Source organism: Geobacillus genomosp. 3, assembly GCF_000445995.2.
In the GTDB taxonomy this organism is placed as follows: Bacteria; Bacillota; Bacilli; order Bacillales; family Anoxybacillaceae; genus Geobacillus.
Window position 1 is genome coordinate 2506132 of sequence record NC_022080.4, and the last position, 24303, is coordinate 2530434.

Consider the following 24303-nt stretch of genomic DNA (forward strand, 5'->3'; position numbering starts at 1 on the left):
TCTCCCCCTGTCATTGTAAATCAAAGCTAATGTCAAGCGCCGCGGCGGAATGGGTTAAAAATCCAAGCGAAATGTAGTCGACGCCAGTCGCGCCGTACGCTGCTACGTTGGCAAGCGTAATCCCTCCGGACGCTTCGGTGATGATCGGTGTTGGCACGAGCCGGACGAACGAACGCACTTCATCCGGCGTCCGGTTGTCAAACATAATGACGTCAGCCCCCGCTTCGACCGCCTCGAGCACCTCGGCTTCCGTTTCCGTTTCCACCTCGATTTTCACCATATGGCCGAGCCGCTCCCGCACCGCTTTGACCGCGTTGGTGATCGACCCGCAAAAGGCGATATGGTTGTCTTTAATCATGACACCATCATACAAGCCAAAGCGATGGTTATAGCCACCCCCACACGTGACAGCATACTTTTCAAGCATGCGCAGCCCAGGCGTTGTTTTCCTTGTGTCGCAAATGCGCGTATGGCTGCCGGCAAGCAGATCAACCGCTTGGCGCGTGACAGTGGCGATGCCGCTTAAGCGCTGAAGCAAATTTAACATGACGCGCTCGCCGGAAAGAAGCGGCCTGACCGGTCCGGATACTGCCGCTATCGTTTCGCCGGCTGCGACTCGCTCCCCGTCCTGTTTCATGACCGATACCTCGATGTGCGGATCAAGCAGCCGATAACCGACGGCAAGGAGACCGACGCCGGCCACGACCCCGTCCGCTTTCGCTGTAAACACGCCCGCTGCGCGTTCGTTAGCCGGGAAGATTGCGTCACTTGTCACATCACCGTCGCCGATATCTTCAAGAAAAAAGTGTCTCAACAACTGTTCGAGTTTTAACCGATTCATCGCTCAGCCCCCTCTTGGTCTCACTTCCGCTTTATCGCCCGACCGGTGCAGACGCCCACTCTTCTTTTGTCCGCACGAGGCGCCGCCCTTGCCAGTCCGGATGCGGATGCGGAAAATCGCTCCGGTAGTGGCCGCCGCGGCTTTCTGTGCGGCGAAGCGCCGACGAAGCAACAAGCCAGCCGGCAAGAAGCATATACCCTGTTTCGATCTCCTCAGCAGCCAACGTCTCAACATCTCCCTCGAGCCAATGCGGCAGGGAAAACTGTTCCAGCCAATCAACCGCCTCACGGAGCCGCTCTCTGTCACGGACGATGCCGACCGATGCGGACAATTGCTCACGGATGTGCGCCCGCCCCGGAAGCGGCGGCGCCAAAAGGCAGGGCGGGCGGTCAACCGACCGGTCAGCGCGGCGCCCGGACGTTGGCCATCCCGCCTGGCAGTTGATGGCGTCAGCCACGCGGGCGCCAAATACGATCGCCTCAAGCAATGAATTGCTCGCCAACCGGTTGGCGCCGTGCACACCAGTACACGCCGCTTCTCCGATGGCATATAAGCCCGGCACAGTCGTCTGTCCCCATTCATTGACAACAATGCCGCCCATTAAAAAGTGGGCGCCCGGCACAACGGGAAGGCGGCCGGCTTCAAGGTCAACGCCATGTGCTTCACATAGCGCGGCAATCGTCGGAAAGCGGCGGCGGAAATGAGACACGGCGGAAATATTCAAATAGACGCGGACACCGCGTTCCAGTTCCGCAACGATCGCACGGGCGACAACATCACGCGGCGCCAAGTCGCCAAGCGGATGCACGCCGTCCATCACGCGCCGCCCGTCTTCTGTCTCCAGTACCGCCCCTTCGCCGCGCACCGCTTCCGATACAAGCCCGACCGCTCTTCCCCCGGCAGCCAGCATCGTCGGATGAAATTGGATAAACTCCATATCAGCGACCGCCGCCCCGGCGCGATACGCCATGGCGATGCCGTCGCCTGTTGCTGTCAGCGCGTTTGAAGTAAACGTATACAACCCGGCGCAGCCGCCGGTCGCCAACACGACAGCGGACGCGCGCCATACGGAAACACGACCGTCTTTCCGCATCGTTTTCACCCCGACGCAACGGCCGTCTTCGATCAACAAGTCAATCACTTGTTCCTCCTCGACAAGCGGCACACGATCATTCAACTGCTGAAGCAAAAACGAAACAAGCGCCTTGCCCGTTTGGTCGCCGCCAGCGTGCAAAATGCGCCGGTGGCTATGCCCCCCCTCAAGGCCAAAGCAGGGACGGCCATGTTCATCTGTATCGAACGCCATCCCGGCGTCGATCCATTCTTGCAGCCGCTTTGGCCCTTCACGCACAAGCAACTCAACCATCCGTGCATCGTTATGATGACAGCCGGCCATCAACGTGTCATGGAAATGAGTGCGCCAATCATCACCGGTCGCCAGAGCCGCTGCCACCCCGCCTTGCGCCCGCCATGAGTTGCTGTCGACCCGGTTTTTCTTTGTGAAAATCGTCACATTTTCTTGCGCTCGCAAGTAATACGCAGCGGTTAAAGCAGCAAGACCGCTGCCGACAATAATGATGCCGTCTTTCCCCACATCCGGATCCCCCTTTCTTTTCACCTGTCTTGACATCTATATTTACACATATTTAAACTAATGACAAGAGGTTTGTCAAAAAAATACCGAAAAGGCGGGGGACTATGATTTATTTGGACTATGCAGCGACTACGCCGATGTGCGAGGAAGCCATCGCAGCCTATGCTGAAGCAGCGGCCGTTTATTTTGGCAATGAAAACAGCCTGCATGACATCGGCACAAAAGCGAAACAATTGCTCACATTATGCCGGCGCGAGCTTGCCGCTATGATCAACGGGGAAACGGAAGGAGTGTATTTCACAAGCGGCGGTACGGAAGCGAATATGCTCGCTATTCGATCGCTCATTGCCGCCCGTCGTCATAAAGGAAATCATTTAATCACCACCGAAATCGAGCACGCCTCACTGTACCATTTGTTTCAACAGCTTGAAACGGAAGGGTATGCGGTGACATATTTGCCCGTTGACCGATTCGGACGCATCCATCTCGCTGATTTGGAACGGGCCATCACGCCGCAGACGATTCTTGCTTCCATTCAACACGCCAACTCAGAAATCGGCACCATCCAGCCGCTTGCCGACATCGGCCGCCTGCTGCGGGCGCACGGCATTCTTTTTCATAGCGACTGCGTGCAAACTTTTGCTAAAATACAGCTAGACGTCAAGGCGATGGCGATTGACAGCGTATCGATTTCCGCCCATAAAGTATACGGGCCGAAAGGGGTCGGCGCCGTCTACATCGATCCGCACCTTCACTGGAAACCCGTCTTTCCGGGAACGACACACGAATCCGGCTTTCGGCCCGGAACGGTCAATGTGCCGGGAATCGCTGCCTTCATCACCGCCGCTAAGCGGCTTTACGGGCGAATGGAAAGCGAACAAACGCGGCTTGAACAGCTGCGCCGCCGGCTGCTTGACGCCATAGCAGCCAAACAGCTGCCGGTCACGGTCGAAGGCCATCCCGACTGCCGGCTCGCCCACATTATCGGTTTGATCGTGAACGGGTTGGACGGACAACTGGTGATGCTCGAATGCAACCGGGCCGGCATCGCCATTTCAACCGGCAGTGCCTGCCAAGTCGGGTTGCAAGCCCCATCGCGGACGATGATCGCTGTCGGCAAAACTCCGGAGGAGGCAAAGCAGTTTGTTCGCGTATCGCTCGGTATGGCGACGACGGAAATCGAGATTGATCAATTAGTTTCAACATTGGAACAGCTCATCCGAACACGAAGGGGGGCATGGACAAGGTGAAAGAAGAAAAGAAAATTTTAGGGGAAGCACGACGCCAGCTCATTTTGCAATGGCTGAAAGAAAGCGGGACGCCGCTCACCGGGGCGGAGTTGGCGGCAAAAACGAACGTCAGCCGCCAAGTGATCGTCCAAGATATTTCGCTGTTAAAGGCGCGCAGCGAACCGATTATCGCCACAAGCCAAGGCTATTTGTATTTAAAGCCGGCCGAGCCGGCCAAAACGTATACGAGAACAGTCGCCTGCTCCCATACCCCGAAGCAGACGAAAGAAGAATTGTATTTGCTCGTCGACTGCGGCGTAACGGTGAAAGACGTCAAAATCGAACATCCGGTTTATGGCGATTTAACCGCATCGGTCATGGTCAGCAACCGCCTCGAAGTCGACCAGTTTATCGCCAAAATTGAGGCGGCAAAAGCGGCATATTTGCTCCAGCTGACAGACGGGACGCATTTGCATACGCTTGAAGCTGACTCACCGGAAAAGCTCGATGCCGCCTGCCGCGCCTTGGCACAAGCCGGTTTTTTAATTGAAGCCTAAAAGAGCCGGGAATTTCAGGCGAAAGAAGTGCAAAACTACGTCTCCTTTAACGGAGAAGCCGCGAAAAATCATCGTTTCCCACCCGATTGAAAAAATAGTCGTTTCCCGCCATCGGTTTAAACGGCGGCGAAGCGGCTTTTTTCACCCAGTCAGCTCTTCTGAGACGAGAAACTGCATGCCCTTACCGAACAGCCGCCAACCAAGATTGCGTCGCGGGGCCAGCTAAACAGAAAACGCGAGCGGGAACATACCGTTCGCGTTTTTTTACCCGTTTTAGGCAAAATAATAAGGATAACTGCCCAACAACTGCACCGTGCAGCCGAGCGCTTCGATCTCGGCGATCGCCCCCGGGATGAGCACCTCATCAAGCGGTGCATCAATATCAATGATAAAAAAGTAGTTGCCAAGCCCCGTTTTCGCCGGGCGCGACTCAATTTTTGTCAAGTTAAGCCGCCGCCAGGCGAACGCCGACAGCACTTGATGGAGCGCACCAGGCTGGTCTTGCGGCAGCATCACGACCACGGTCGTTTTATCGCCGGCATAAAGCGGCGAGGCAGGCGAAAGCGGCTGCCCGCTCCGGCTGACGACGATAAAGCGCGTATGATTGTAATCGTAATCATGAATATTTTCCTGTACAATCGTCAAACCGTATTCGCCCGCCGCCAACCGATTGGCGATCGCTGCCACCGGCAAGTGCGGATGTTCGCTCACAAATTTGGCGGCAGCACTCGTCGATGTCATCGGCACTTGCTTCGCCCCTTTGAGCACCGTATGTAAAAATTTGCGACACTGCGCAATGGCGTGCGAATGCGAATACACCTCTTTGACCTCGCGCCAATGTGGCGCATAATACGGGTGCACCATGAAATGTTGCTCGATCGGAACGACGATTTCGCCAATGATCGGCAGCGGCTGTTCATGAATTAAGTAATCCAGCGTTAAATTGACCGACCCTTCCAACGCATTCTCAAGCGGCACAACGGCCGCTTCAATTTCCCTAGCGGCGACGGCGTCGATGCAGTCGGGAATCGTGTCGTACGGCTCGCGCGGTTCCGACGGAAACAGCGCCGCGACCGCCGCTTCGGTAAACGTCGCCTTCGGTCCTAAATAGCCGATTTTCATTTTGGTTGCCTCTCCCTTACTTTAATACACTCCTGAACCGACAATTTCCACTTTTTCGACAAATTCAAACCTTCTCAGCTTCGCCAACAGTTCATCAATGTCTTCGCGCATATCGTTCGTGCTGACGGAAAGCGTCACGTTCGCCCGCCCTTGCAGCGGAATCGTCTGGTGAATCGTCAGCACGTTGCAGCCGGCCGCGGCCACAGCGCCAAGCAGCTGCGACAGCGTGCCCGAGCGGTCCTCCAAATGGAAAAACAGCGTGACGATGTTCTCTTTCGTCACCGCCTGAAACGGAAAAATGGCGTCACGATATTTGTAAAAGACGCCGCGGCTAATGTTGGCAAGCTGCGCCGCCTCGGCGACCGAGGCGGCTTTTTTCCGCTCAAGCAGCTGTTTGGCAAGCACGACTTTTTTCATCGCTTCCGGCAAGACGTCTTCGCGCACCAAATAAAACTTTTTCTCCACCGCACCTTCCCCCGCTTTTACCGTTCATCCCAATCATCGACAAACTCAAACTCGTAATCGAGCAGCCGGACGGTGTCGCCGTCTTGCGCCCCGCGCTCGCGCAGCGCATCGTCCACCCCCATGGCCCGCAGCTGGCGGGCGAAGCGGCGCACCGATTCCTCACGCGAGAAATCGGTCATCTTAAACAGCTTCTCGATTTTGTCGCCGGATAAAACAAACGCCCCGTCGCTGCCGCGGGTGATCGTAAACGGCGGCTCCTCTTTCTCGTATTTATAGACGACGCGCTGCACGGCCGGCTCTTCCGGTTCATGGAGCGGGAACTCCGGCGTTGTTTCCAATAAATCCGCAATGGCAAACAAAAGCTCGCGCACCCCTTGCCTCGTCGCCGCCGAAATCGGAAAGACGGGCACCGCCTCGCCGACTTTTTCCCGGAAGCGGCGCAAATTTTCTTCCGCATTTGGCATGTCCATTTTATTGGCAGCGACAATTTGCGGCCGTTCCGTCAAACGCAAATTGTACTGCTTCAGCTCCTCATTGATGACGACATAATCATCATACGGATCGCGTCCTTCCACCGCCGCCATGTCGATGACATGGACGATGACGCGCGTCCGCTCGATATGGCGCAAAAACTGATGTCCAAGCCCCACCCCTTGATGGGCGCCTTCAATCAGCCCCGGCAAGTCGGCCATGACAAAACTGCGGCCGTCTTCTGTTTCGACAACGCCTAAGTTGGGTGCAAGCGTCGTAAAATGATATTCCGCGATTTTCGGCCGTGCGGCGGAAACGACAGACAGCAGCGTCGATTTGCCGACGCTTGGGAAGCCGACGAGCCCGACATCAGCGAGCAGCTTCAACTCCAAAATGACGTTCCGCTCTTCGCCCGGCTCTCCGTTTTCCGCGATTTCCGGCGCCGGATTGGCCGCGGTCGCAAACCGGGTGTTGCCGCGTCCGCCGCGCCCACCTTTGGCGACGACAAAGCGCTGCCCTTCCTCCGTCAAATCAGCGAGCACTTCGTTTGTGTCCGCATCGATGACGACCGTTCCAGGCGGCACTTTGACGAGCAAGTCCTCCGCGTTTTTCCCATGCTGGTTTTTCGACATGCCGTTTTCGCCGCGCGGCGCTTTAAAATGGCGCTGGTAGCGGAAATCCATCAATGTGCGCAACCCTTCGTCCACGACGAACACCACATCGCCGCCCTTGCCGCCATCCCCGCCGGCCGGCCCGCCTTTTGGAACGTATTTTTCCCGGCGGAACGCAACCATGCCGTTGCCGCCGTCCCCGCCTTTCACGTAAATTTTCACTTGATCGACAAACATGGTTGTTCCTCCGATTCGCTTCCATCATGGCAAAATGAGTGTAGCTAATATTTATTATTGTATACAAAGCCAATTCAATGCTGTCAATATGTGTTTACGAATAAGCTATTCCGGGACCGGGCGGCAGCTCAAGCTCCACCGTCAATTCATCCGCACCGACGGCAAACGATACGAGCCGAAGCGGCCCGGATGGCTCATAGCGCCCAAGCCAAGCGCGAACGGCCTCGCCATCCCGCCAAGCGCCGCGGCCGTCAAAAAACAGCGCCGCCCGTCCATGGCCGATCTCGATCGTTAAACATAAATGGTTTTCTCTCTGCTCGTCAGCCTGTTCCTCAAGCAGGCGAAAAAATCGGCGGCACCATTCGCTCAGCGGTTCGTCATACAGCGATAAATCGGCCTCATCGCCCACAACTTCGTATTCAAGAAAAATCGGGTGCGGCTCCCAGTTGTACGTCATAATCAGCTCGGCAAACCGCTCGGCCTTTAAGTTCGTCAACCGCGTTTCTTGCTGCGCCTCGCCGATAATGCCGTTGATGATTTCTTGCACCCGTTCCACTTTATTGAGCGCCAAGTGGCCTTTAATGAGCTGGATTTTGTTCAGCCAGTCATGACGGGCATGGCGCATCACTTCGATGACAGTCCATCGCTTTTCCATGCAACGCTCCCCTATTCATGCAGCGCAACTTCCCGCGCCGCCTGTTGTATCCTTTCCCCTCCTCAGGGGACAGTTTACTTTTACTATAGCATTTTCTGGCATCGAACGGGAGCGGTTTTTCAAGCAGAAAAAGAAAAACCCTAACCGCGACGGTTAGAGTTTTTCGAAATGGTATTACGCTTCTTGGCTGACCGGATAGACGCTCACGCGTTTGCGGTCACGACCGAGCCGCTCGAAACGGACGATGCCGTCGATTTTGGCGTACAGCGTGTCATCGCCGCCGCGGCCGACGTTCAAGCCCGGATGGACTTTCGTTCCGCGTTGGCGGTACAAAATCGAGCCACCCGTCACGAATTGGCCGTCAGCGCGTTTCGCGCCAAGGCGTTTCGCGATTGAGTCGCGGCCGTTTTTCGTCGAACCGACCCCTTTTTTCGAAGCGAAAAATTGCAAATCAAGTCTCAGCATGACAGTCACCTCCTGCTATCTCAATGTCACGCGAATAAATTTCCCGTAATCGCGTTCGATCGTCTTTAGCGAGACGACCATCGCTTCGAGCAAAAGCTGCACTTTCTCTGCCGTCGCTGCTTCTTCCAACTCCGGAAGCTCACAGCGAAGATGGCCGCCGTCTTGGCCGAGCATAACGCGCGGACGGACGCCGGTGAGCTCCTCGATGGCGTTGATCGTCCCAAACGAGACGGCCGAAGCGCCGGCGCAGACGATGTCGTGCCCGCGCTTGGCAAACTTGGCGTGACCATCCATCGTAAACGCGCGAATGCGGCCGCCCGCTTCCCGTTCAATCGTGACGCGGATCATCTTATGCGTTGATTTTTTCAATCACGACTTTAGTGTACGGCTGACGGTGGCCTTGTTTGCGGCGGTAGTTCTTTTTCGCTTTATATTTGAAGACGATGATTTTCTTTTGCCGGCCATGTTTTTGCACTTTCGCCGTGACCGTTGCACCTTCGACCGTCGGGTTGCCGATTTTCACCGTTTCCCCGCCGATGAACAGCACTTTGTCAAACGTCACCGTATCGCCTTCATTGACATCCAATTTTTCAATGTAAATTTCTTGGCCTTCTTCCACTTTCAACTGTTTGCCGCCAGTTTCGATAATTGCGTACATACGTCGCACCTCCTTCATGATACTCAGACTCGCCAGCGTCAAGGCGGTTCCGGATGGAACGCTTCACAACCCGCGCTGAGCGGTTGTAGTACGGGTGCGTCATTTTGCGACAGCTGCCCTCTTTTGTCCTTTCTACAAAGGACAAAACGTCTACAACGTCATCTATAGTACCATAGAAACAGCCCACCGTCAACTGCCATTTTCCCCACGACAGCCAACAAAAAAGCGGCTGTCGCCGCTTTAATAAATAAGCGCGCCAAGCGGCGCATCGATCCGCTTTTCGGCAAAAAACGCGTGCAACAGCTCATTTTCATCAAGCGTCATCCGCTCGCGGCCCTCGCCAGTGACAACAATTGCGTGCTTTTGCCCGCGGTAAAAACGGTGCAGCACGGCCGAGATGCGCTCCTCAGCCGATACGGTGATCGTCTTCAGCCTTGTGTAATCCCCCTTTTTTCCATAATACCGCTCAAGCAAAAACCGCATGACGACATACGGATGCTGCTTCCACTCCTGCCGGATGGCATGCGCCAAAAAGGCAACAATCACCCATAAATCCAACTGACGCGGCGCCATGAGAAGCAAAAGAACTATACCGACAGCAAGCACAACGGCCGAGACCGCAACCATCTGTCGGTGCGCCTCGCTGAACGGGAGGCGATGCGACAAGAGCAAAAACAGCAGTTTGCCGCCATCGAGCGGCCAAATGGGCAACAAGTTCAACCCAAAGATCGCTACATTATAGCGAAAAAACAACTCCCAGCTCCCGTCATCCATCCAACCGACCTTCCATAAAAAAAACGCTGCGGCTACGAGCCAAAGATGCTGTGCCGGGCCGGCGAGCGTCACGATCCACTCCTCGCGAAACGGCCGGTTTCCATGCTCTTCCACTTCAGCCACTCCACCGAACGGCAGCAACAAAATCCGCTTCACCCGCCATGAAAAATACGCGGCTGCCGCCGCATGGCCAAGCTCATGGACGAGAATAATGAAAAACAGCAAACAAAGCTGCTTAAAGTGGGCGGTCAATACCGCCATGCCGCCGATCAGCCATAATAACGGATGAACGTGCAACTTTCCAAGCAGCCCTACATACTTATTCAAAGGAAATCACCTGGATCGGATCAATGAATTGATCCCCTTGCTTAATGGCAAAATAAAACAACCCTTTCTGTTCGTCTTCGTCACTTGCCTGTGCAGTTCCGACTTCCTTCCCCATTTCGACAAAGTCGTATAGTTTCACTGAAATGGTTCCCAAATGGCCATACCACGTTTCACTGCCGTCCGCGTGCTGAATCACGACCGTTTTCCCAAAGGTTTCTTTTGTGCCGGCAAAGGTGACAATCCCTTCTTTCATTGCCTCGACTTTCGCCTCGCTCTCGGTTTCAATCATCACGCCTTGGCCATTTTGCTCAAAGCTTTCGAGCACTCGGCCGGAAACGGGCACCGCGTATGAGGACGCCGTCTCCGTTTTTGTCTCCTTTTTCGGCGCAAAAAAGGCGAGCGGCTCACCAAACGTTTGTTCATACCAGGCTGAGACGGCCGCAAACTGAAATTCCGTTTCCATCGCCCTCGTGACAAACTGCCGCGCCGGTTCGAGCGAAGCGGATGGATGTTTGAACAAAATGGCGGTGATTAACACAAGGCACGCCGCAATCAGCGTTTTGAAGAGAAACCACTCTTTGCGGAACAGCGGATGGGACTCTGATTCAAACGAATAGCGGTCGTACGTCACAACCGGAAGCCCGTACCGCTCCTCATCCGCCATCCCCCACTCCGGCTCTCTGCGATTTTTTGCCTGATGGTGGCGCTCTTTCCGCCGCTTTTCAATCCGTTTTTTCATCTCCCGAACGCGTCGGTCCATACGTCCCCCCTCCACCTTTCTAACCACGTTTGTACTAGTTTATGAGACAACCCGTTTGAATATGAGCAGGCGTTTTTTCACTGCCCCCACCGGGCTCACCTCGATGAGCGCAAGCTTGTCGCCGCCAAAGGCGGACGACTGTTTGCAGCCAGCCGTTTACACAGAAGCAATGTTTTCGTCAAGCCCGCCTTGCCGATTTACACGATCAGTAAAAAAGAGACCTAGTCTCCCCCCTTTTATCCTCAATATTCTCTCCTGTTATCGTGTCGCACGCCGGCGCCGGTTTCCGCAAGTAATGGGCAAAACAAAAAGGGCAATTTCCCGTCGGAATTGCCCCATTCCCTTATTTCAGGCTAAATATTTTTCGAATCTTTGAGAACAACCCTTTCTCCTCTTCCTCGAGCGGCGGCAGCGGCACCGATTCGCCGAGGATGCGGCGGGCGATGTTGCGGTAAGCAACCGACGCTTTGCTGCTTGGGTCAAGGACGATCGGTTCGCCGCGATTCGACGCTTTGATCACGTTCTCATCATCAGCGATAATGCCGAGCAGCTCGATCGACAAATGCATGACGATTTCATCCACATCAAGCATATCACCGTTTTTCACCATATGGCTGCGAATGCGGTTAATGACGAGGCGCGGCGGTTTGACGTGCTCTTCCGCTTCAAGCAAGCCGATGATGCGGTCGGCGTCGCGGACGGCCGACACTTCCGGTGTCGTGACGACGATCGCCTCGTCCGCGCCGGCGACAGCGTTGCGGTAGCCTTGTTCAATGCCGGCCGGGCAGTCGATGAGCACATAGTCGTATTCTTGCTTCAACTGCTCGACCAGCTCTTTCATCTGCCCCGGATTGACCGCCGATTTGTCGCTCGTTTGCGCCGCCGGCAGCAAATACAAGTGGTTATCGAACCGCTTATCTTTGACGAGCGCTTTTTGCACCGTACAGCGTCCTTCAACGACATCAACTAGGTCATAAATAATTCGGTTTTCAAGCCCCAACACGACATCGAGGTTGCGCAGCCCGATGTCCGTATCGACAAGGCACACCCGCTTCCCCAAAATGGCGAGGGCCGTCCCAAGGTTTGCGGTCGTCGTCGTTTTGCCGACGCCGCCCTTCCCGGAAGTGATGACGATCGCTTCTCCCACGGTTACATTCTCCTTTCTAAGCGCGTCAAATTCGGCCGCAAATGCATAAGCAGCTGCAGGCGGTCGACCACAATTTGATCATGTTCATTAATATAAGCACATTCCATCTCATTTCCTTCGTCCGTTTTGTAATCGGGAGCACGATTCATGACATCGCCGATGCGCAGCTGCATCGGCTTCATCACTGACGCGGCAATGATCGCCTCTTTATTGCCGGCATATCCGGCATGGGCGATGCCGCGTAAGGCGCCGAGGATGAAAATGTTGCCTCCGGCGATCACCGTCCCGCCGGGGTTCACATCGCCGAGCAGCAACAAATCCCCCTCGACGTGAAGCACTTGTCCGGAACGGACAATGCGCGAGACAGTGACGATTTCCGTTTTCTGTATCCATTCAATCGCGTCCGCTTTCGACATCACATTGCTTTCGATCGAATCGACGACCAAATTTTTCGAACGGCGGATGAGCGCGCGCAACTCCTCCTCTTGGGCGGGCGTTAAGTAGCGGTTCCCGACTTTCAAATGGACGGAGACGAGCGGGCTGTTGGAAGCGACGCCAGAGCGCTTGACAAGCCGCTCTTCGATCTCTTTCAACAAGTCGTCATACGAACAGCGGTCATCAAGATGCAGCGTCAGCCCATCTTTCGTCCCTTTAATCGTCACATACTGCTGCTTTTGTTTTGCCACAACGTTCACCCCAACGAATATTTCTACAGAACGGGCCGTTTTTCCTCTTTTATTCTTCCTGCTCCAACCGGCGAATTTTTGCCAGCCACCGTCCGAGCGGGTACGAGAAGATCAGTAAAAATCCGATATTCAACAGCAATGTTGGCCATAGACGACGATCCCAAAATACGGAAAACGACCAATCCGTCCGCCCGATCAACAGCTGAATGCCGTACACATAGCCGTCAAGAAGAGCGATGGCCAACAGCGATAGCAAAAACACAACAAGCCAGCTCTGGTGAAACCATTTCATCGCTTTGCCCGCGATATAGGCGATGAGCGTGTAGGCAAAGGCGTAAACGCCGAGCAGCTCTGTATAGACGCAGTCATACAGGAAACCGAATATGAATCCGTACCCCATCGCCCGCGTCCCACCAAGATAAACAGCCGTCAGCACTAAAAAAATAAGAAAAAAGCGGGGAACAAAAAAATAGCGGACATACAAGTCACCCTTCGGCCATACATCAACAAAAATGCTTTCGCTGACAAAACATAACACCGCAAGGAAAGGGAGCCGCCACTTTTTCACTTTGCCTCCTCCTCTTCTTGCAGTGCCTCATCGATTTTCCGTTTCACAATCATCACATCATCAATATCATACAAGTTGGCAAACGGTTTAACATAGACAACTTGCGTCAATCCGTACTGGTCTGGTTTGACCTCGGTTACTTCGCCGATCGGCAATCCTTTCGGAAACACGCCGCCGAGGCCGGAAGTCAACACTTTTTGCTTCTCTTTCACTTTGGCGTCAATCGGAATTTCGCCAAGGATCAGTTCGCGCCGTTTGCTGTCATACCCTTCAATTAAGCCGAATACGTTTTCGTTCCCTTGGACATAGGCGGAAATGCGGTTGTTTTGGTCGAGCGCGCTTAACAGTTGCACCGTGGACGTAAATTGGGAAGCGTGCTGCACCTTGCCGACAAGCCCGGCTGGGGTAATGACCGCCATATCTTTTTTCACCCCATGCTGCGCGCCTTTATTGACAATGATCGTCTCCCGCCAGCGGTCTGGGTTTCGCCCGATCACAGTCGCTTGGATCGGAATAAAGTCGCGCAAGCTCTCTTTTTTGTCAAGCAACGCGCGAAGCCGTTTGTTTTCCTGGCGCAGCGCCTCAACCTCCGTCTGCAGCGCCGCGTATTCCTCAAGCCTTGCTTTCAATAACTCGTTTTCCTCATATGTATGGCGGAGATCGTTCACATTTTCAAAGAAGCCCGCGACAAACTGTGCGGGCTTCCCAAACAGAAGCTGGACAAAACCGACAGTGTCTTTGACAAACTGCTCTGGCCACGTCAATTGCTCGCGGCTGCGCAGCGAAAAGCCGATCAACATAACAAGAATGACGATGCTGACAAGCAAAAAAATGAGACGCTTATTTCCGAAAAACTGTGGCATGCGTCGGCACCTTCTTACTGTCAGCGATGGTCTCTCGCCTTGTTTTTAAACAAGTCAATATGGTCGAGTGCTTTGCCGGTGCCAATCGCCACGCAATCGAGCGGATTCTCGGCGACGATGACCGGCATGTCCGTTTCTTGGCTGATGACTTTGTCCAAATTGCGCAGCAAAGCTCCGCCGCCCGTCAGCACGATGCCGCGGTCCATAATGTCGGCCGCCAGCTCCGGGGGCGTTTTTTCAAGCGTGTTTTTCACTGATTCCACAATGGCATAAACGGTGTCGCGAAGCGCCTCAGCCACTTCCTCGGCGCTAATTTCGATCGTTTTCGGCAGCCCGGTCAATAAATCGCGGCCACGAATTTCCATTTTCTCGATCCCCTCCGGATTTCCAGCCGAACCGATTTCCATTTTGATCGCCTCCGCCGTCCGCTCACCGATCATCAAATTGTACGTTTTGCGGATGTATTGGATGATCGCATCATCCATTTCATCACCGGCAATGCGGATCGACTGGCTCGTCACGATGCCGCCAAGCGAAATGACCGCTACTTCGGTCGTGCCGCCGCCAATGTCAACGACCATGCTGCCGGTCGGTTCCCATACCGGCAAGTTGGCGCCGATGGCGGCCGCAAACGGCTCTTCAATCGTGTACGCGTCGCGCGCTCCGGCCTGTCGTGTCGCATCGATGACCGCCCGCTCTTCGACCGCCGTGATGCCATACGGTACACATACCATCACATACGGCTTGCCGGCAAACAATCCTTTCGTCTTGATAGCTTTGCGAATATAATATTTCATCATCGTCGCTGTCGTCTCATAGTCAGCGATGACGCCATCTTTCATCGGCCGCAGCGCCACGATGTTGCCCGGCGTGCGCCCGATCATATTTTTCGCTTCATTGCCGACGGCAACAATTTGCTTCGTGTCGCGCTGAATGGCGACGACTGACGGCTCACGCAAGACGATCCCTTTTCCTTTCACATAAACAAGCGTGTTCGCCGTCCCTAAATCAATCCCAAGATCTTTCGTTCCAAACCCAAGCATATTGTTGATCTTCCTTTCCGAAACGAAATGCGTATCATCTTTATATTGGCAAAATTGGTCGGATGTCAGTCATTTATAAATGGTACAGCACCGCCGAAACGGATTCAGAAAAACTCATAATTGATATTATACCTGATTCGACAAAAAATGAGAACCGTTAGACATAGCCTTTTTCTTTTAAACTGATGAATTTTTGGTCACCGATAATGAGATGGTCCAGAAGCTCGATGCCGATCACGCGGCCGCATTCGACAAGCCGTCTGGTGACATCGATGTCCTCGCGGCTTGGGGTCGGATCGCCAGAGGGGTGGTTATGCACGCAAATGACTGAGGCGGCGGATCGTTTGATCGCCTCTTTAAACACTTCGCGCGGATGGACAATGGAGGCGTTTAAACTGCCGATGAACACTGTTTTGCGATGAATTACTTGATTTTTTGTATTCAAATAAATGGCAACAAAATGTTCTTGCGATAAAAATCGCATATCTTCCATGACATATTTGGCCCCGTCTTCCGGACAACGGATGACATAGCGGTCATGGTAGCCGGATTGGTGAATGCGCCGGCCGAGCTCAAGCGCGGCCAAAATTTGCGCCGCTTTCGTCGGCCCGATTCCTTTAATGTTGGTCATTTCTTCAACCGTCGCGTCTTTCAGCAGCCTCAGCCCTTCAAAATGCTGAAGAAGACGCTGGGCGAGCTGCACGACCGACTCGTCTTTCGTCCCGGTGCGCAGCAAAATGGCCAATAGCTCATGATCAGCTAAACTTTCCGGCCCTGACGACAACAGTCGTTCACGCGGCCGACCGTCTTTTGGCACATCGCGAATCATCCACGCCATCGTATTCCTCCCTTACTCCTTTTCTGATCCCGCCGTTATCCGGCAGTGACCGACCGCAGCACAATAAGCGTCCCCGGCCATGTGGATGGCGGCTGTTAACGGCATTACGCTCCCATGCCGTCCGGCGGCCACCCGAGCCGACGCAGCTCTCTTACAGTCCTTGACAGCGGCAGGCCAACAACAGTGAAGTAATCTCCTTCAATCCGTTTGACAAACAGGGCGGCCCGACCTTGAATGCCGTACGCTCCCGCCTTGTCCATCGGCTCTCCGGTGGCGATGTAAGTTTCGATTTCTTCATCGCTCAACGGCCAAAACGTCACCGCTGTTTTTTCGGCGAATGACACCGTTTCCCCGTGCGGCGTCGCGATTGCAACCCCTGTCCAAACATCGTGCGTCCGCCCGGATAAAAGCCGCAGCGTCTCAAACGCTTCTCCGGCGGTGCGCGGCTTCCCTAGCAACCGGCCGTCATGCACAACAATCGTGTCGGCGCCAAGGACGTAGGCGTCAGATGCGCACGGCACGACCGCCTCGACTTTCCGGCGGGCAAGCATTTGGACGGCTTCTTCAGGGGGCGTTCCGGGAGCGATCGTCTCGTCGGCTTGGCTTTCCTGCACATCAAACGGCCAGCCGGTCATCTCGAGGAGCTGTTTGCGGCGCGGGGAGCGGGACGCAAGCACGAACCGTGGGGGCATCGTCATTCTCCTTTCCTTCGTTTCGGTTCGGAAGATTCATTTGTATCGTAGCAAATTTTTCACTGAAAGGCAATTTTCCACCTCACATTTCGCACCCTGAATAAAAATTCGAAATAAGCCAGGTTTGACCGAATAAAAATTAATTATTTTACAATTTTTGTATAAAAAATTATTTTTATGCGCATATTCGGGTTGTTTTTTGTATATTATGCAAAGGTTGCGAAATATGAGTTCCACAGACAAGAACAAAGAAAAAACGGAGCCGTTTTTAGCTCCGCAGCGGGATCAATTCCATATAGACGCTGAGCGCCTCGAGCAGCTGTTGTTGGGCCTTGCTGAGCAGCGCTTCCTCTTGATTTTCTTTGTAAGCGGCGAGCGCCAAATACGCCTGCCTGAGCGCTTCGGCATATTCCTCGACTGTTTTGTTGTTTGGTGTTTCGCTTTTTTCGAACGAGCCGTACGCCTTGCTTAGCGCCTGCCATTCTCCGTCGCTCACATCCTTGCCGGCAAGCAAAGCGGCGGAGACTGCCGCCATGCTTCCGTATAACGCCTCCCCTTTTTGGACGATTCCTGACCGGCGCACCTTTGTTTCAGCCGCAAATGACAGTTCCTTCACGTACGTGCTCGGCACCGCCCCGCGGTATCGGTCGTTGACTGCCCGCAGCGCTTCTTTATCCGCGCCGACCGCAATATAGAGCGCCGCCGGCTGTTTCCCGGCCACCACGACTGGCACGCCGGCCGCTTGGATCGATTCGGCCGCCCGCACAGCTGCCTCTTCGTCAGAGTAGACACCGGCTTGGATCACCGCGATTGAAAACGGCGCAAGCATTGTGCTTTCCGCCCCTTCCTCTCCTGTCGCCGTTCCAGCCTCCGCCAGTTCCTCCATCGCTTCAGCCGCCGGCGACGGCTCCCCTTTTTCCTGCGGGACAAGCCGGAGCATCGTCATGCCAAACGCCATGCCGACGAGCGCGGCGACCGCCGCCGCGAGAAACAGCGACTTGGCATGCGGCGGCAGCCGCCACGACCGCTGTTTTTTCCCACCTTTTTTCTTTTTTTGGAACGCTTCTGACACAGAAATGACTCTGTCGTCTTCTTCAAGGGCGGCTGCTTCTTCCCCTTTAACTGTTTCATACGTCTTCGTTTCCGCCTCGTAGTCGCCGGTTTGCCGGCCGCCCTCCTGAAATGAACGTGTCTGATGATGGCCGGCTGACTGTCTGTCAATGACATGATCGGCGGAGAAACGATCTTCAGATTGGTGTCTGCTCGGCTCGTCCGGCTGATCTCCTTCCGATGAGTGTCTAATCGTAAACGGCCGCGAATGTCCGTTAATGTTCACCGTAATGCCCGGGCGCTGCTTGTCCATTTTGCCACCGTCCTTTTCCGTCCTTCGATTTCTTTCGCCTATCTTACCATAAAGAAAAAAAAAAAGAACAAGACATTTGTCGCCTTGTTCCCGCTTCTTTTCTTCATTTTCCGACATTACCGGTCACGAATCCTCTCCGTCCCCAGCGCTTCGACAGGAATCGGCTGCTCGCGCCCTTGATCAAAGCAAAGCTGCTTCGTCTCTCCCTTCAAGCAAACGGCATAATCGATTCCGCCATCCTCCCGCTTCATAACAAGCACATACGATGGATTCGTTTCCGGGGCCAATAGGTTTCCGGTAAACGGATCATGGATCGGTTCAAGCAGGCCGTTTTCCACCAACTCCCCGTATGACAACGCGGCAGAGGAACGGGCTGGCAAAAACTCCACTTTCTCGGCGCCGACATACAACCGCGCCGCTTCGTACATCGCATAGGCATCAGCGACAAACGCCCGTTCCCGCGCCCGGTCGATCATCGTCCAGATGGCCAAGCCAACGATCGTTGCCACAATGCCGATGATCACCAGCACGGCGAGCAGTTCAATCAACGTCATCCCTCGCTTCGCCCGGATGAGCATACAAGCCTCCTTCTCGATTACGGGCCCGCCGGCGGCGCGATTTCCACGAACGGGTTGTCTTTGCCGCTTGGCGGCGGAACGTCCAGCATCGGCGCGATCTGCTTCCATTTTTCAAGCTGCGGCGCATAAAAGGCGCGCACGGTCAACGAATACGTCAACGGCTGAACTTCGACAGCCGTCGAGGTCAATTCCGGCCGTCCGGCAAATGTGAGCGATTCAACAGCGAGAATCCGCTCCGAACGTTCAAGTGTCTCTAAAAACCGCTCGAGCTGGTAATATGAGGGCGACTGAACGGTCAGCTGGGCGCTCACCGTTTCAATCCCGTCCGGCGGAGTGCCCGTTTTTCCTTCTCCCGCCTGCCCGGCCGCTGCTTTCCCTTCTTCGGAAAAATTGACACTCAGCAGCACGCTGCCGGAGATGTATTCCGCCTTTTGAAACTCAAGCAGCAACTGCTCAGTGAGCGGGCGGACCGGCACTTTCTTTTGCAGCGCGGCGAGGCTTTCCATCATATCCCCCTCTTGGGGTGACGCACGCTGTTCCATGGCGGCCAGCACTTTTTTCTCGCTCTCGAGCACAGCGGCAAGCTGGTCGATTTCCCGGTAGCGAGGCGCCAGCAAGAAAAAATAGAATGCAGCCAACACAGCAACAGCGAACAGCGTCGATACTAAAACAGTCAACCATTTGCCGATGCGGTTGGTCATGGTGATATCCCCTTTTTCTCAGCTTGGCCGATCGTTAATTCATATTGCGCCATATAGCGCGGCACTGTTATGTCCGTCCCGGCTTCCTCGTTTGAGCCGTTGGCGGAAACCCCGGTCAACTTCGCTTGTTTGACCATCTTGACTGCCCCGAGCCGCTCCAAATAATAAGCAGCTTCTTCCGCCGTATCAAACTGGACGGTCATCGTCACCGTCCGCCGGTCGGCATAGGTCAAATTCATAATAAAACCGCGCTCCGGCAACTGTTTCGTCAAAGCCTGCAGCAACGGCACCGTTTTGAGTGGATAAGCGTTCGCCCACTGCACCGCTTCCGCGAGCTGCCGCCGCCCTTGCTGCTCCTCGACATCATGCTGTTTCGCCGCCACCGCCGCCTGCAAGGCACGCACTTGCTTTAGCTCTGCCTCGAGCGCCGCCTGGCGGCTGTCGACGCGCTCAAGCAGCCAATAGCATCCGCCGGCGCCGAGCAAAAGAAGAAGAGCAGCAAAGACCGCCAGCACGGCGCCCCCAGCGCGGCGCGGCTCTTTTCGCGGCAATAAATTAACATCAGCGATCATGGTCAGCCACTCCCTCCTTCAATGCCAATCCCCAGGCAAGATGGTAGCGGTCCGGCAACGGATCAAGCGGTTGCGCGAGCCGCTCCGGCAGCACGTCAAGCCGCTCCGCCAAGGCAGCGAATACACCATGAAGCTGCGGATGGTCACCGGTGAGGAAGAGGCGCGTAATTTGCTGTTTTCCTTGTTGGAGGGAAAATGAATAAAAGCTCATCATCCGTTCGATTTCTTTGTACACATCCACAAACGGGTCAATGAACGCCGCCGTCTGCCCTGCGGGCGCCTCGAGCGGCAAATGGCGCATAAACAAGGGCAAATGTCGATGGAACACACTTACATTCACCGCCGATTCATCAAATTGCACAAGCAAAATATGATCATCCGGCCCGGCTTGTCCGGCAGCATAAAACGGGCGATAGGCGCAAAGCGGCGACACATCGGCCGCCACAGGGCGCAAATCCATCCCCTTCAACAGCTCCGCATACTCAGACACCGCCTCCTCCGGCGCCGCAAACAACAAAATCGACACCGCCTCGCTCGTTCTCTCCATCACCACATAATCGAACACCGGGTCGGCAAACGGAAGCGGAATCGATTCGCCCAGCTCCATAAACAAATAGCCGCGAATGTCCTCATCAGCCAAATGAGGCGGAAGCGACAAGCTGCGGATCATGACGAACGGATCGGGGACGACAAAGCGGACGCGCCGCCCGTCAAGCTTCCATTCATCAACGCACTCATCCAAAATCATCGCCAATGCATCCGCATCCACGATTTTGCCATCGCGAATGACGCCGGGCGGCAGCTCACGCTCGCCCCACCGTTTCGCCTCCGGCGGATCGCCCGGCTTCGCTTCCACATAGCGGATGACATGGTCTTTCATCACGATGTTCGCTTCCTTCCCTTTTCGCCGCCATAACGCCATCTTCGCTGCTTCCTTTCTGCTATCGTTACCGGATGAACGCCATATACGCGCGCACGATCGCCTCGCCGAAAAACAACGCCGTCAGCGCCCCGAGCGCGATCGCCGGCGCAAACGGCATCGGCACGCCGCGCCGCACGCGCCCCAACGCCATGCCGACAAGCCCGATTGCTGTTCCGTACAACGTCGCCAAAAAAAACGCGAGCAACACGAGTTTCCAGCCAAGCACGAACCCAAGCACGGCAAACAGCTTCACATCGCCGCCGCCCATCCCGCCTTTTGACAGCACGGCGATCAGCCATAAAAGGAAAAAGCCGGCCGCCGCGCCGATCACCATATCGGTCCACGGCAAAAACGGAATCCACAGCCGCTCGATGAGAAACAACGCGGCAAACGCGAGCAACACCCGGTCCGGGATGAGCATATAGCGAAGGTCGGACACGACGATGATCGCCAACAAGCTGATCAACGTCCACGCTACAATCAACCGCCCGCCCCAGCCGACCCAAACAGGCGCAGCCGTAAACAAGGCGGCAGTCGCGAGCTCCATCGCCGGGTAAAGGGGGGAAATGCGCCCCCCACACCCTTTGCACCGCCCACGCTGCACGACATACGACACGACCGGAATCAACTCCCTCGCCGACAGCGTCCGCCCGCACGCCGGACAATGCGACCGCGGCCTGACGATCGACTCCCCGGCCGGCACCCGCAGCCCGACGACGTTGAAAAAGGAGGCGAGGAGGAGGCTATACAAAAAAATAGACACATTAACCATAAAAGGGGCACCTGTAAACCTTAATTACTTGTATATTATTTGCTTAATTCCTGCTCAGATGCCAGACCATCATTGTTTTTGTCTACCAGACTCACTGATTCATGATCTTTCAAATAGTACGTATACTTTCCAGCATTCCCTTGGTGCACCTGTACCTCATAACTCTGGGCATCGACGCTGTCTAGGTAATCATTCAGATCATTTTCATCTAAAGTTTGAACTGAACCACCGGTATCATCAGGCGTAAAACTATTCGCTGTCATATACATCTTCGCAGCATTAATAATCTGAATCCCCTCTGCAATCTTTGCATCATTTTTTGACTTGTTAATAATTCCCCCTATGCTTGGAATCGCAATCGCCGCAACGATCCCTAAAATGACAATGACGGCGAGCAGTTCGATGAGCGTCAAGCCGCGCTCGTTTTTCACGATTCGCTTTACCATCGTTTCCTCTCCCTTTCAAACAAAATTAGAACGTTTTCCCTATTATTCTACAACAAAGCGGCATAAATAGGAATATCTTCTTATTTTCTAATTATTGAACATGATTGAAAATATCGTACATCGGCACGATGATCGCCGTGACGATCGTCCCGACGACGCCGGCGAGCAGCACGATCATGAGCGGCTCGATGAGCGATTTTAACCGGTCGGTGCCGGCGTCCACCTCCGCTTCGTAAAAGTCGGCGACTTTGCCGAGCATGGCGTCAAGCGAACCGGTTTGTTCGCCGATGGCGATCATTTGCGCAACGAGCGGCGGAAACGCCCAATGGCGGCGGAGCGGCTCGGCGAGCGACTGGCCGCGCTCAAGGGCGCCGCGCGCTTCGTCCAACACGGACGCGATCACTTCATTTTCGACGACGCGCCCGGCGACCGACAGCGCTTCTAAAATCGGCACCGAACTTGACACGAGCGAGCTGAGCGTCCGCGTCAGGCGGGCGAGCGCCGCCTTTTGCACGAGCTTGCCGAAAATCGGCAGCCGCATGGCGGCATAGTCCAAATAATATTTCGCCGCCTTTTGCCGGCGGAGGGCGGCGAATGAAGCGGAACAGGCGATCAAGACGAGAACGGCCGCCCACCAATACTGTTCCATCACGCCGCTTGCCTTGAGCACGAACTTCGTAATCGCCGGCAGCTCGGCGTGAAACTCAGCGAACATTTCGACGAACGTTGGCACGACGGCAACGAGCAAAAAGATGACGACGGCCGTGGCGATGATGGCGACCGCCGCCGGATAGGCGAGCGCCGAGGCGATTTTTTGCCTTGTGCGATGCATTTTTTCAAAATGATCGGCCAGGCGGTCAAGCGTTTCGTCCAATGTACCGCCCGCCTCGCCGGCGCGCACCATGTTGACAAACAGCGGCGGAAAGATGCGCGGATGATTCGCCGCTGCCGCCGAGAGCGGATTCCCGCCGCGCAGCGACTGTTCGATGTCAGAAAGCGCCCGGGCGAGCGGCTTGCTTTCCGTTTGCTCGGCCAAAATGCGGACTGAATCGACGATCGTCACCCCGGCGCGCACAAGGGTCGCAAATTGGCGCAAAAAGATGACAAAGTGCTGCAGCTTGACAGCGCGGCCGAATGAAATTTCTTTATTCCATATCGACGGCGGCACTTCGGCGAGCGTCAGCGGGCGAATCCCTTTTTCACGGAGCTTCACGGCCGCCTCGCGCCGCGAAACGGCGGTGATCACTCCGGTTTTTTTCCGCCCGCTTTGGTCGCGCCCTTCGTACTTAAACTGCGCCATTCTGTTCACGCTCCCCCGCCAAATACGCTTCCGCCGCCAACGGATCGATGCGCCCGGCGGCGGCAAGTTCTTTGATGCTCATCTCCATCGTCTGCATGCCGGCTTGGCGGCTCGTCTGCATAATGTTGACAATTTGATGCTCTTTTTCGTTGCGGATCAAGTTGGCGACCGCCGCGTTGTTCAGTAAAATTTCCAGCGCCGCTGTCCGGCCGGTTTTCCGGCTGTTGGGAAACAGACGCTGAGCGATGATGGCGACAAGCACGGAAGCGAGCTGAAGGCGGATTTGCGCCTGTTGGGCGGACGGAAAGACGTCAATCATCCGCTCGACTGCCGCCGGCGCGCTCGCCGTATGAAGCGTGCCTAGCACTAAGTGCCCGGTTTCGGCAGCGGTGATCGCCGTTTGAATCGTCTCTAAATCGCGCATCTCCCCGACTAAAATCACATCCGGATCTTGGCGCAAGGCGGCGCGCAGCCCGGCGGCAAAGCTTCCGGTGTCAAACCCGACCTCGCGCTGGTCGATAATCGATTTCCCGTGCTTATGCAAATACTCGATCGGATCTTCGAGCGTGATGATGTGTTTTGACATCGTTTTGTTCATATAGTCGATCATCGCCGCCAATGTTGTCGATTTGCCCGAGCCGGTCGGCCCGGTGACGAGCACGAGCCCGTGCGGTTTTTCGGCGATGCGTTTCAAAACGTTCGGCATGGCGAGCTCTTCTAACGTCGGGATGCGCATCGGGATGAGGCGCACGGCGAGCGACACACATGACCGCTGTTTAAAGATGTTGATGCGAAAGCGGGAAACACCGGGAATGCCATACGAAAAATCAAGCTCTCCGGTTTCTTGAAACTGCTGCCAAAGCGGCGGCGGGACGGCAGCTTTCGCCATTTGCTCGGTCTCCTCCGGCTGCAGCCGCTCATGGCCGTATGCTCTCAACTCCCCGTTCACGCGAAAAATCGGCGGCGCACCGACGGTCAAATGCACGTCGGACGCGCGGCATTCAAACGCGGCGCGCAATAACGCCTCAAGTTTTTCTTTCATCCGT

Annotated in this window: 29 protein-coding genes and 1 other annotated feature; of the genes, 2 read left to right on the top strand and 27 right to left on the bottom strand. The window is 55.2% G+C overall.

Going from position 1 to position 24303, the window contains the following annotated elements; translation table 11 throughout:
- Positions 1 to 10: 10 nt before the first annotated feature.
- Positions 11 to 841, bottom strand: a complete 831-nt coding sequence (gene nadC / locus M493_RS12520) for a carboxylating nicotinate-nucleotide diphosphorylase (protein ID WP_020960727.1) — start codon at positions 839 to 841, stop codon at positions 11 to 13.
- Between the two features lie 31 nt (positions 842 to 872).
- Positions 873 to 2471: an L-aspartate oxidase gene (nadB, locus tag M493_RS12525; RefSeq protein ID WP_200865268.1), complete on the bottom strand. Its 1599-nt coding sequence runs from the start codon at positions 2469 to 2471 to the stop codon at positions 873 to 875.
- 68 nt (positions 2472 to 2539) lie between these two features.
- Between nadB and M493_RS12530 the strand changes: the two genes are divergently transcribed.
- Complete coding sequence (locus tag M493_RS12530) at positions 2540 to 3685, top strand: IscS subfamily cysteine desulfurase (protein WP_020960729.1); 1146 nt, start codon at positions 2540 to 2542, stop codon at positions 3683 to 3685.
- Positions 3673 to 4221, top strand: a complete 549-nt coding sequence (locus tag M493_RS12535) for a transcription repressor NadR (RefSeq protein ID WP_020960730.1) — start codon at positions 3673 to 3675, stop codon at positions 4219 to 4221. Before M493_RS12530 ends, M493_RS12535 begins: the two co-directional genes overlap by 13 nt.
- Positions 4222 to 4494: 273 nt before the next feature.
- On the opposite strand, the gene pheA is transcribed toward M493_RS12535, so the two are convergent.
- From pheA to M493_RS12660, 25 genes are all read right to left on the bottom strand, one after another.
- A complete protein-coding gene (gene pheA, locus M493_RS12540; protein ID WP_020960732.1) occupies positions 4495 to 5343 on the bottom strand; it encodes a prephenate dehydratase in 849 nt (282 codons plus the stop codon).
- 21 nt (positions 5344 to 5364) lie between these two features.
- Positions 5365 to 5808 (bottom strand): ACT domain-containing protein, encoded by a 444-nt coding sequence (locus tag M493_RS12545; protein ID WP_020960733.1) that lies wholly within the window; start codon positions 5806 to 5808, stop codon positions 5365 to 5367.
- A gap of 17 nt (positions 5809 to 5825) precedes the next feature.
- Positions 5826 to 7127, bottom strand: coding sequence for a GTPase ObgE (gene obgE, locus M493_RS12550; protein ID WP_020960734.1), 1302 nt, complete (start codon positions 7125 to 7127; stop codon positions 5826 to 5828).
- Positions 7128 to 7221: 94 nt separating this feature from the next.
- Positions 7222 to 7782: a sporulation initiation phosphotransferase B gene (locus M493_RS12555; RefSeq protein ID WP_020960735.1), complete on the bottom strand. Its 561-nt coding sequence runs from the start codon at positions 7780 to 7782 to the stop codon at positions 7222 to 7224.
- A gap of 174 nt (positions 7783 to 7956) precedes the next feature.
- A complete protein-coding gene (gene rpmA, locus M493_RS12560; RefSeq protein WP_008881065.1) occupies positions 7957 to 8247 on the bottom strand; it encodes a 50S ribosomal protein L27 in 291 nt (96 codons plus the stop codon).
- Between the two features lie 15 nt (positions 8248 to 8262).
- Entirely contained in the window at positions 8263 to 8595 is a 333-nt protein-coding gene (locus M493_RS12565) for a ribosomal-processing cysteine protease Prp (protein WP_020960736.1), read from the bottom strand.
- Position 8596: 1 nt separating this feature from the next.
- Entirely contained in the window at positions 8597 to 8905 is a 309-nt protein-coding gene (rplU, locus tag M493_RS12570) for a 50S ribosomal protein L21 (protein ID WP_020960737.1), read from the bottom strand.
- A 15-nt stretch (positions 8906 to 8920) separates the two neighbouring features.
- Positions 8921 to 9000 (bottom strand) — a sequence feature (ribosomal protein L21 leader region).
- A gap of 145 nt (positions 9001 to 9145) precedes the next feature.
- Positions 9146 to 10006, bottom strand: coding sequence for a site-2 protease family protein (locus tag M493_RS12575; RefSeq protein ID WP_020960738.1), 861 nt, complete (start codon positions 10004 to 10006; stop codon positions 9146 to 9148).
- Positions 9999 to 10766 carry a M23 family metallopeptidase gene (locus M493_RS12580; protein ID WP_020960739.1) on the bottom strand — a complete coding sequence of 256 codons (768 nt, stop codon included), beginning with the start codon at positions 10764 to 10766 and terminating at the stop codon, positions 9999 to 10001. Before M493_RS12580 ends, M493_RS12575 begins: the two co-directional genes overlap by 8 nt.
- A gap of 343 nt (positions 10767 to 11109) precedes the next feature.
- Entirely contained in the window at positions 11110 to 11913 is an 804-nt protein-coding gene (minD, locus tag M493_RS12585) for a septum site-determining protein MinD (protein WP_020960740.1), read from the bottom strand.
- A 2-nt stretch (positions 11914 to 11915) separates the two neighbouring features.
- Positions 11916 to 12608, bottom strand: coding sequence for a septum site-determining protein MinC (gene minC / locus M493_RS12590; RefSeq protein WP_020960741.1), 693 nt, complete (start codon positions 12606 to 12608; stop codon positions 11916 to 11918).
- Between the two features lie 40 nt (positions 12609 to 12648).
- Positions 12649 to 13167, bottom strand: coding sequence for a rod shape-determining protein MreD (gene mreD / locus M493_RS12595; RefSeq protein WP_020960742.1), 519 nt, complete (start codon positions 13165 to 13167; stop codon positions 12649 to 12651).
- Positions 13164 to 14030: a rod shape-determining protein MreC gene (mreC, locus tag M493_RS12600; protein WP_020960743.1), complete on the bottom strand. Its 867-nt coding sequence runs from the start codon at positions 14028 to 14030 to the stop codon at positions 13164 to 13166. The genes mreD and mreC overlap by 4 nt, the downstream gene beginning before the upstream one ends.
- Positions 14031 to 14050: 20 nt before the next feature.
- The gene (locus tag M493_RS12605; RefSeq protein WP_020960744.1) at positions 14051 to 15073 is read right to left on the bottom strand and encodes a rod shape-determining protein; all 1023 of its coding nucleotides are present in this window, start codon (positions 15071 to 15073) and stop codon (positions 14051 to 14053) included.
- A 157-nt stretch (positions 15074 to 15230) separates the two neighbouring features.
- Entirely contained in the window at positions 15231 to 15911 is a 681-nt protein-coding gene (gene radC / locus M493_RS12610) for a RadC family protein (RefSeq protein ID WP_020960745.1), read from the bottom strand.
- A 104-nt stretch (positions 15912 to 16015) separates the two neighbouring features.
- Positions 16016 to 16603 carry a Maf family protein gene (locus M493_RS12615; RefSeq protein WP_020960746.1) on the bottom strand — a complete coding sequence of 196 codons (588 nt, stop codon included), beginning with the start codon at positions 16601 to 16603 and terminating at the stop codon, positions 16016 to 16018.
- A 268-nt stretch (positions 16604 to 16871) separates the two neighbouring features.
- The gene (locus M493_RS12620) at positions 16872 to 17966 is read right to left on the bottom strand and encodes a hypothetical protein (RefSeq protein ID WP_023817696.1); all 1095 of its coding nucleotides are present in this window, start codon (positions 17964 to 17966) and stop codon (positions 16872 to 16874) included.
- 116 nt (positions 17967 to 18082) lie between these two features.
- On the bottom strand, positions 18083 to 18544 hold the full coding sequence (locus M493_RS12625; protein ID WP_020960748.1) for a type II secretion system protein: 462 nt from the start codon (positions 18542 to 18544) through the stop codon (positions 18083 to 18085).
- Between the two features lie 17 nt (positions 18545 to 18561).
- Complete coding sequence (locus M493_RS12630; protein WP_020960749.1) at positions 18562 to 19245, bottom strand: hypothetical protein; 684 nt, start codon at positions 19243 to 19245, stop codon at positions 18562 to 18564.
- Positions 19242 to 19817: a hypothetical protein gene (locus M493_RS12635; RefSeq protein ID WP_020960750.1), complete on the bottom strand. Its 576-nt coding sequence runs from the start codon at positions 19815 to 19817 to the stop codon at positions 19242 to 19244. The genes M493_RS12630 and M493_RS12635 overlap by 4 nt, the downstream gene beginning before the upstream one ends.
- On the bottom strand, positions 19807 to 20739 hold the full coding sequence (pilM, locus tag M493_RS12640) for a type IV pilus biogenesis protein PilM (RefSeq protein WP_020960751.1): 933 nt from the start codon (positions 20737 to 20739) through the stop codon (positions 19807 to 19809). The genes M493_RS12635 and pilM overlap by 11 nt, the downstream gene beginning before the upstream one ends.
- A 25-nt stretch (positions 20740 to 20764) precedes the next feature.
- Positions 20765 to 21511: a prepilin peptidase gene (locus M493_RS12645; RefSeq protein ID WP_020960752.1), complete on the bottom strand. Its 747-nt coding sequence runs from the start codon at positions 21509 to 21511 to the stop codon at positions 20765 to 20767.
- Positions 21512 to 21546: 35 nt separating this feature from the next.
- Entirely contained in the window at positions 21547 to 21957 is a 411-nt protein-coding gene (locus M493_RS12650) for a type IV pilin protein (RefSeq protein ID WP_020960753.1), read from the bottom strand.
- A gap of 91 nt (positions 21958 to 22048) precedes the next feature.
- Positions 22049 to 23257: a type II secretion system F family protein gene (locus M493_RS12655; protein ID WP_020960754.1), complete on the bottom strand. Its 1209-nt coding sequence runs from the start codon at positions 23255 to 23257 to the stop codon at positions 22049 to 22051.
- Positions 23244 to 24299, bottom strand: a complete 1056-nt coding sequence (locus M493_RS12660; protein WP_020960755.1) for a type IV pilus twitching motility protein PilT — start codon at positions 24297 to 24299, stop codon at positions 23244 to 23246. The genes M493_RS12655 and M493_RS12660 overlap by 14 nt, the downstream gene beginning before the upstream one ends.
- Positions 24300 to 24303: the final 4 nt, after the last annotated feature.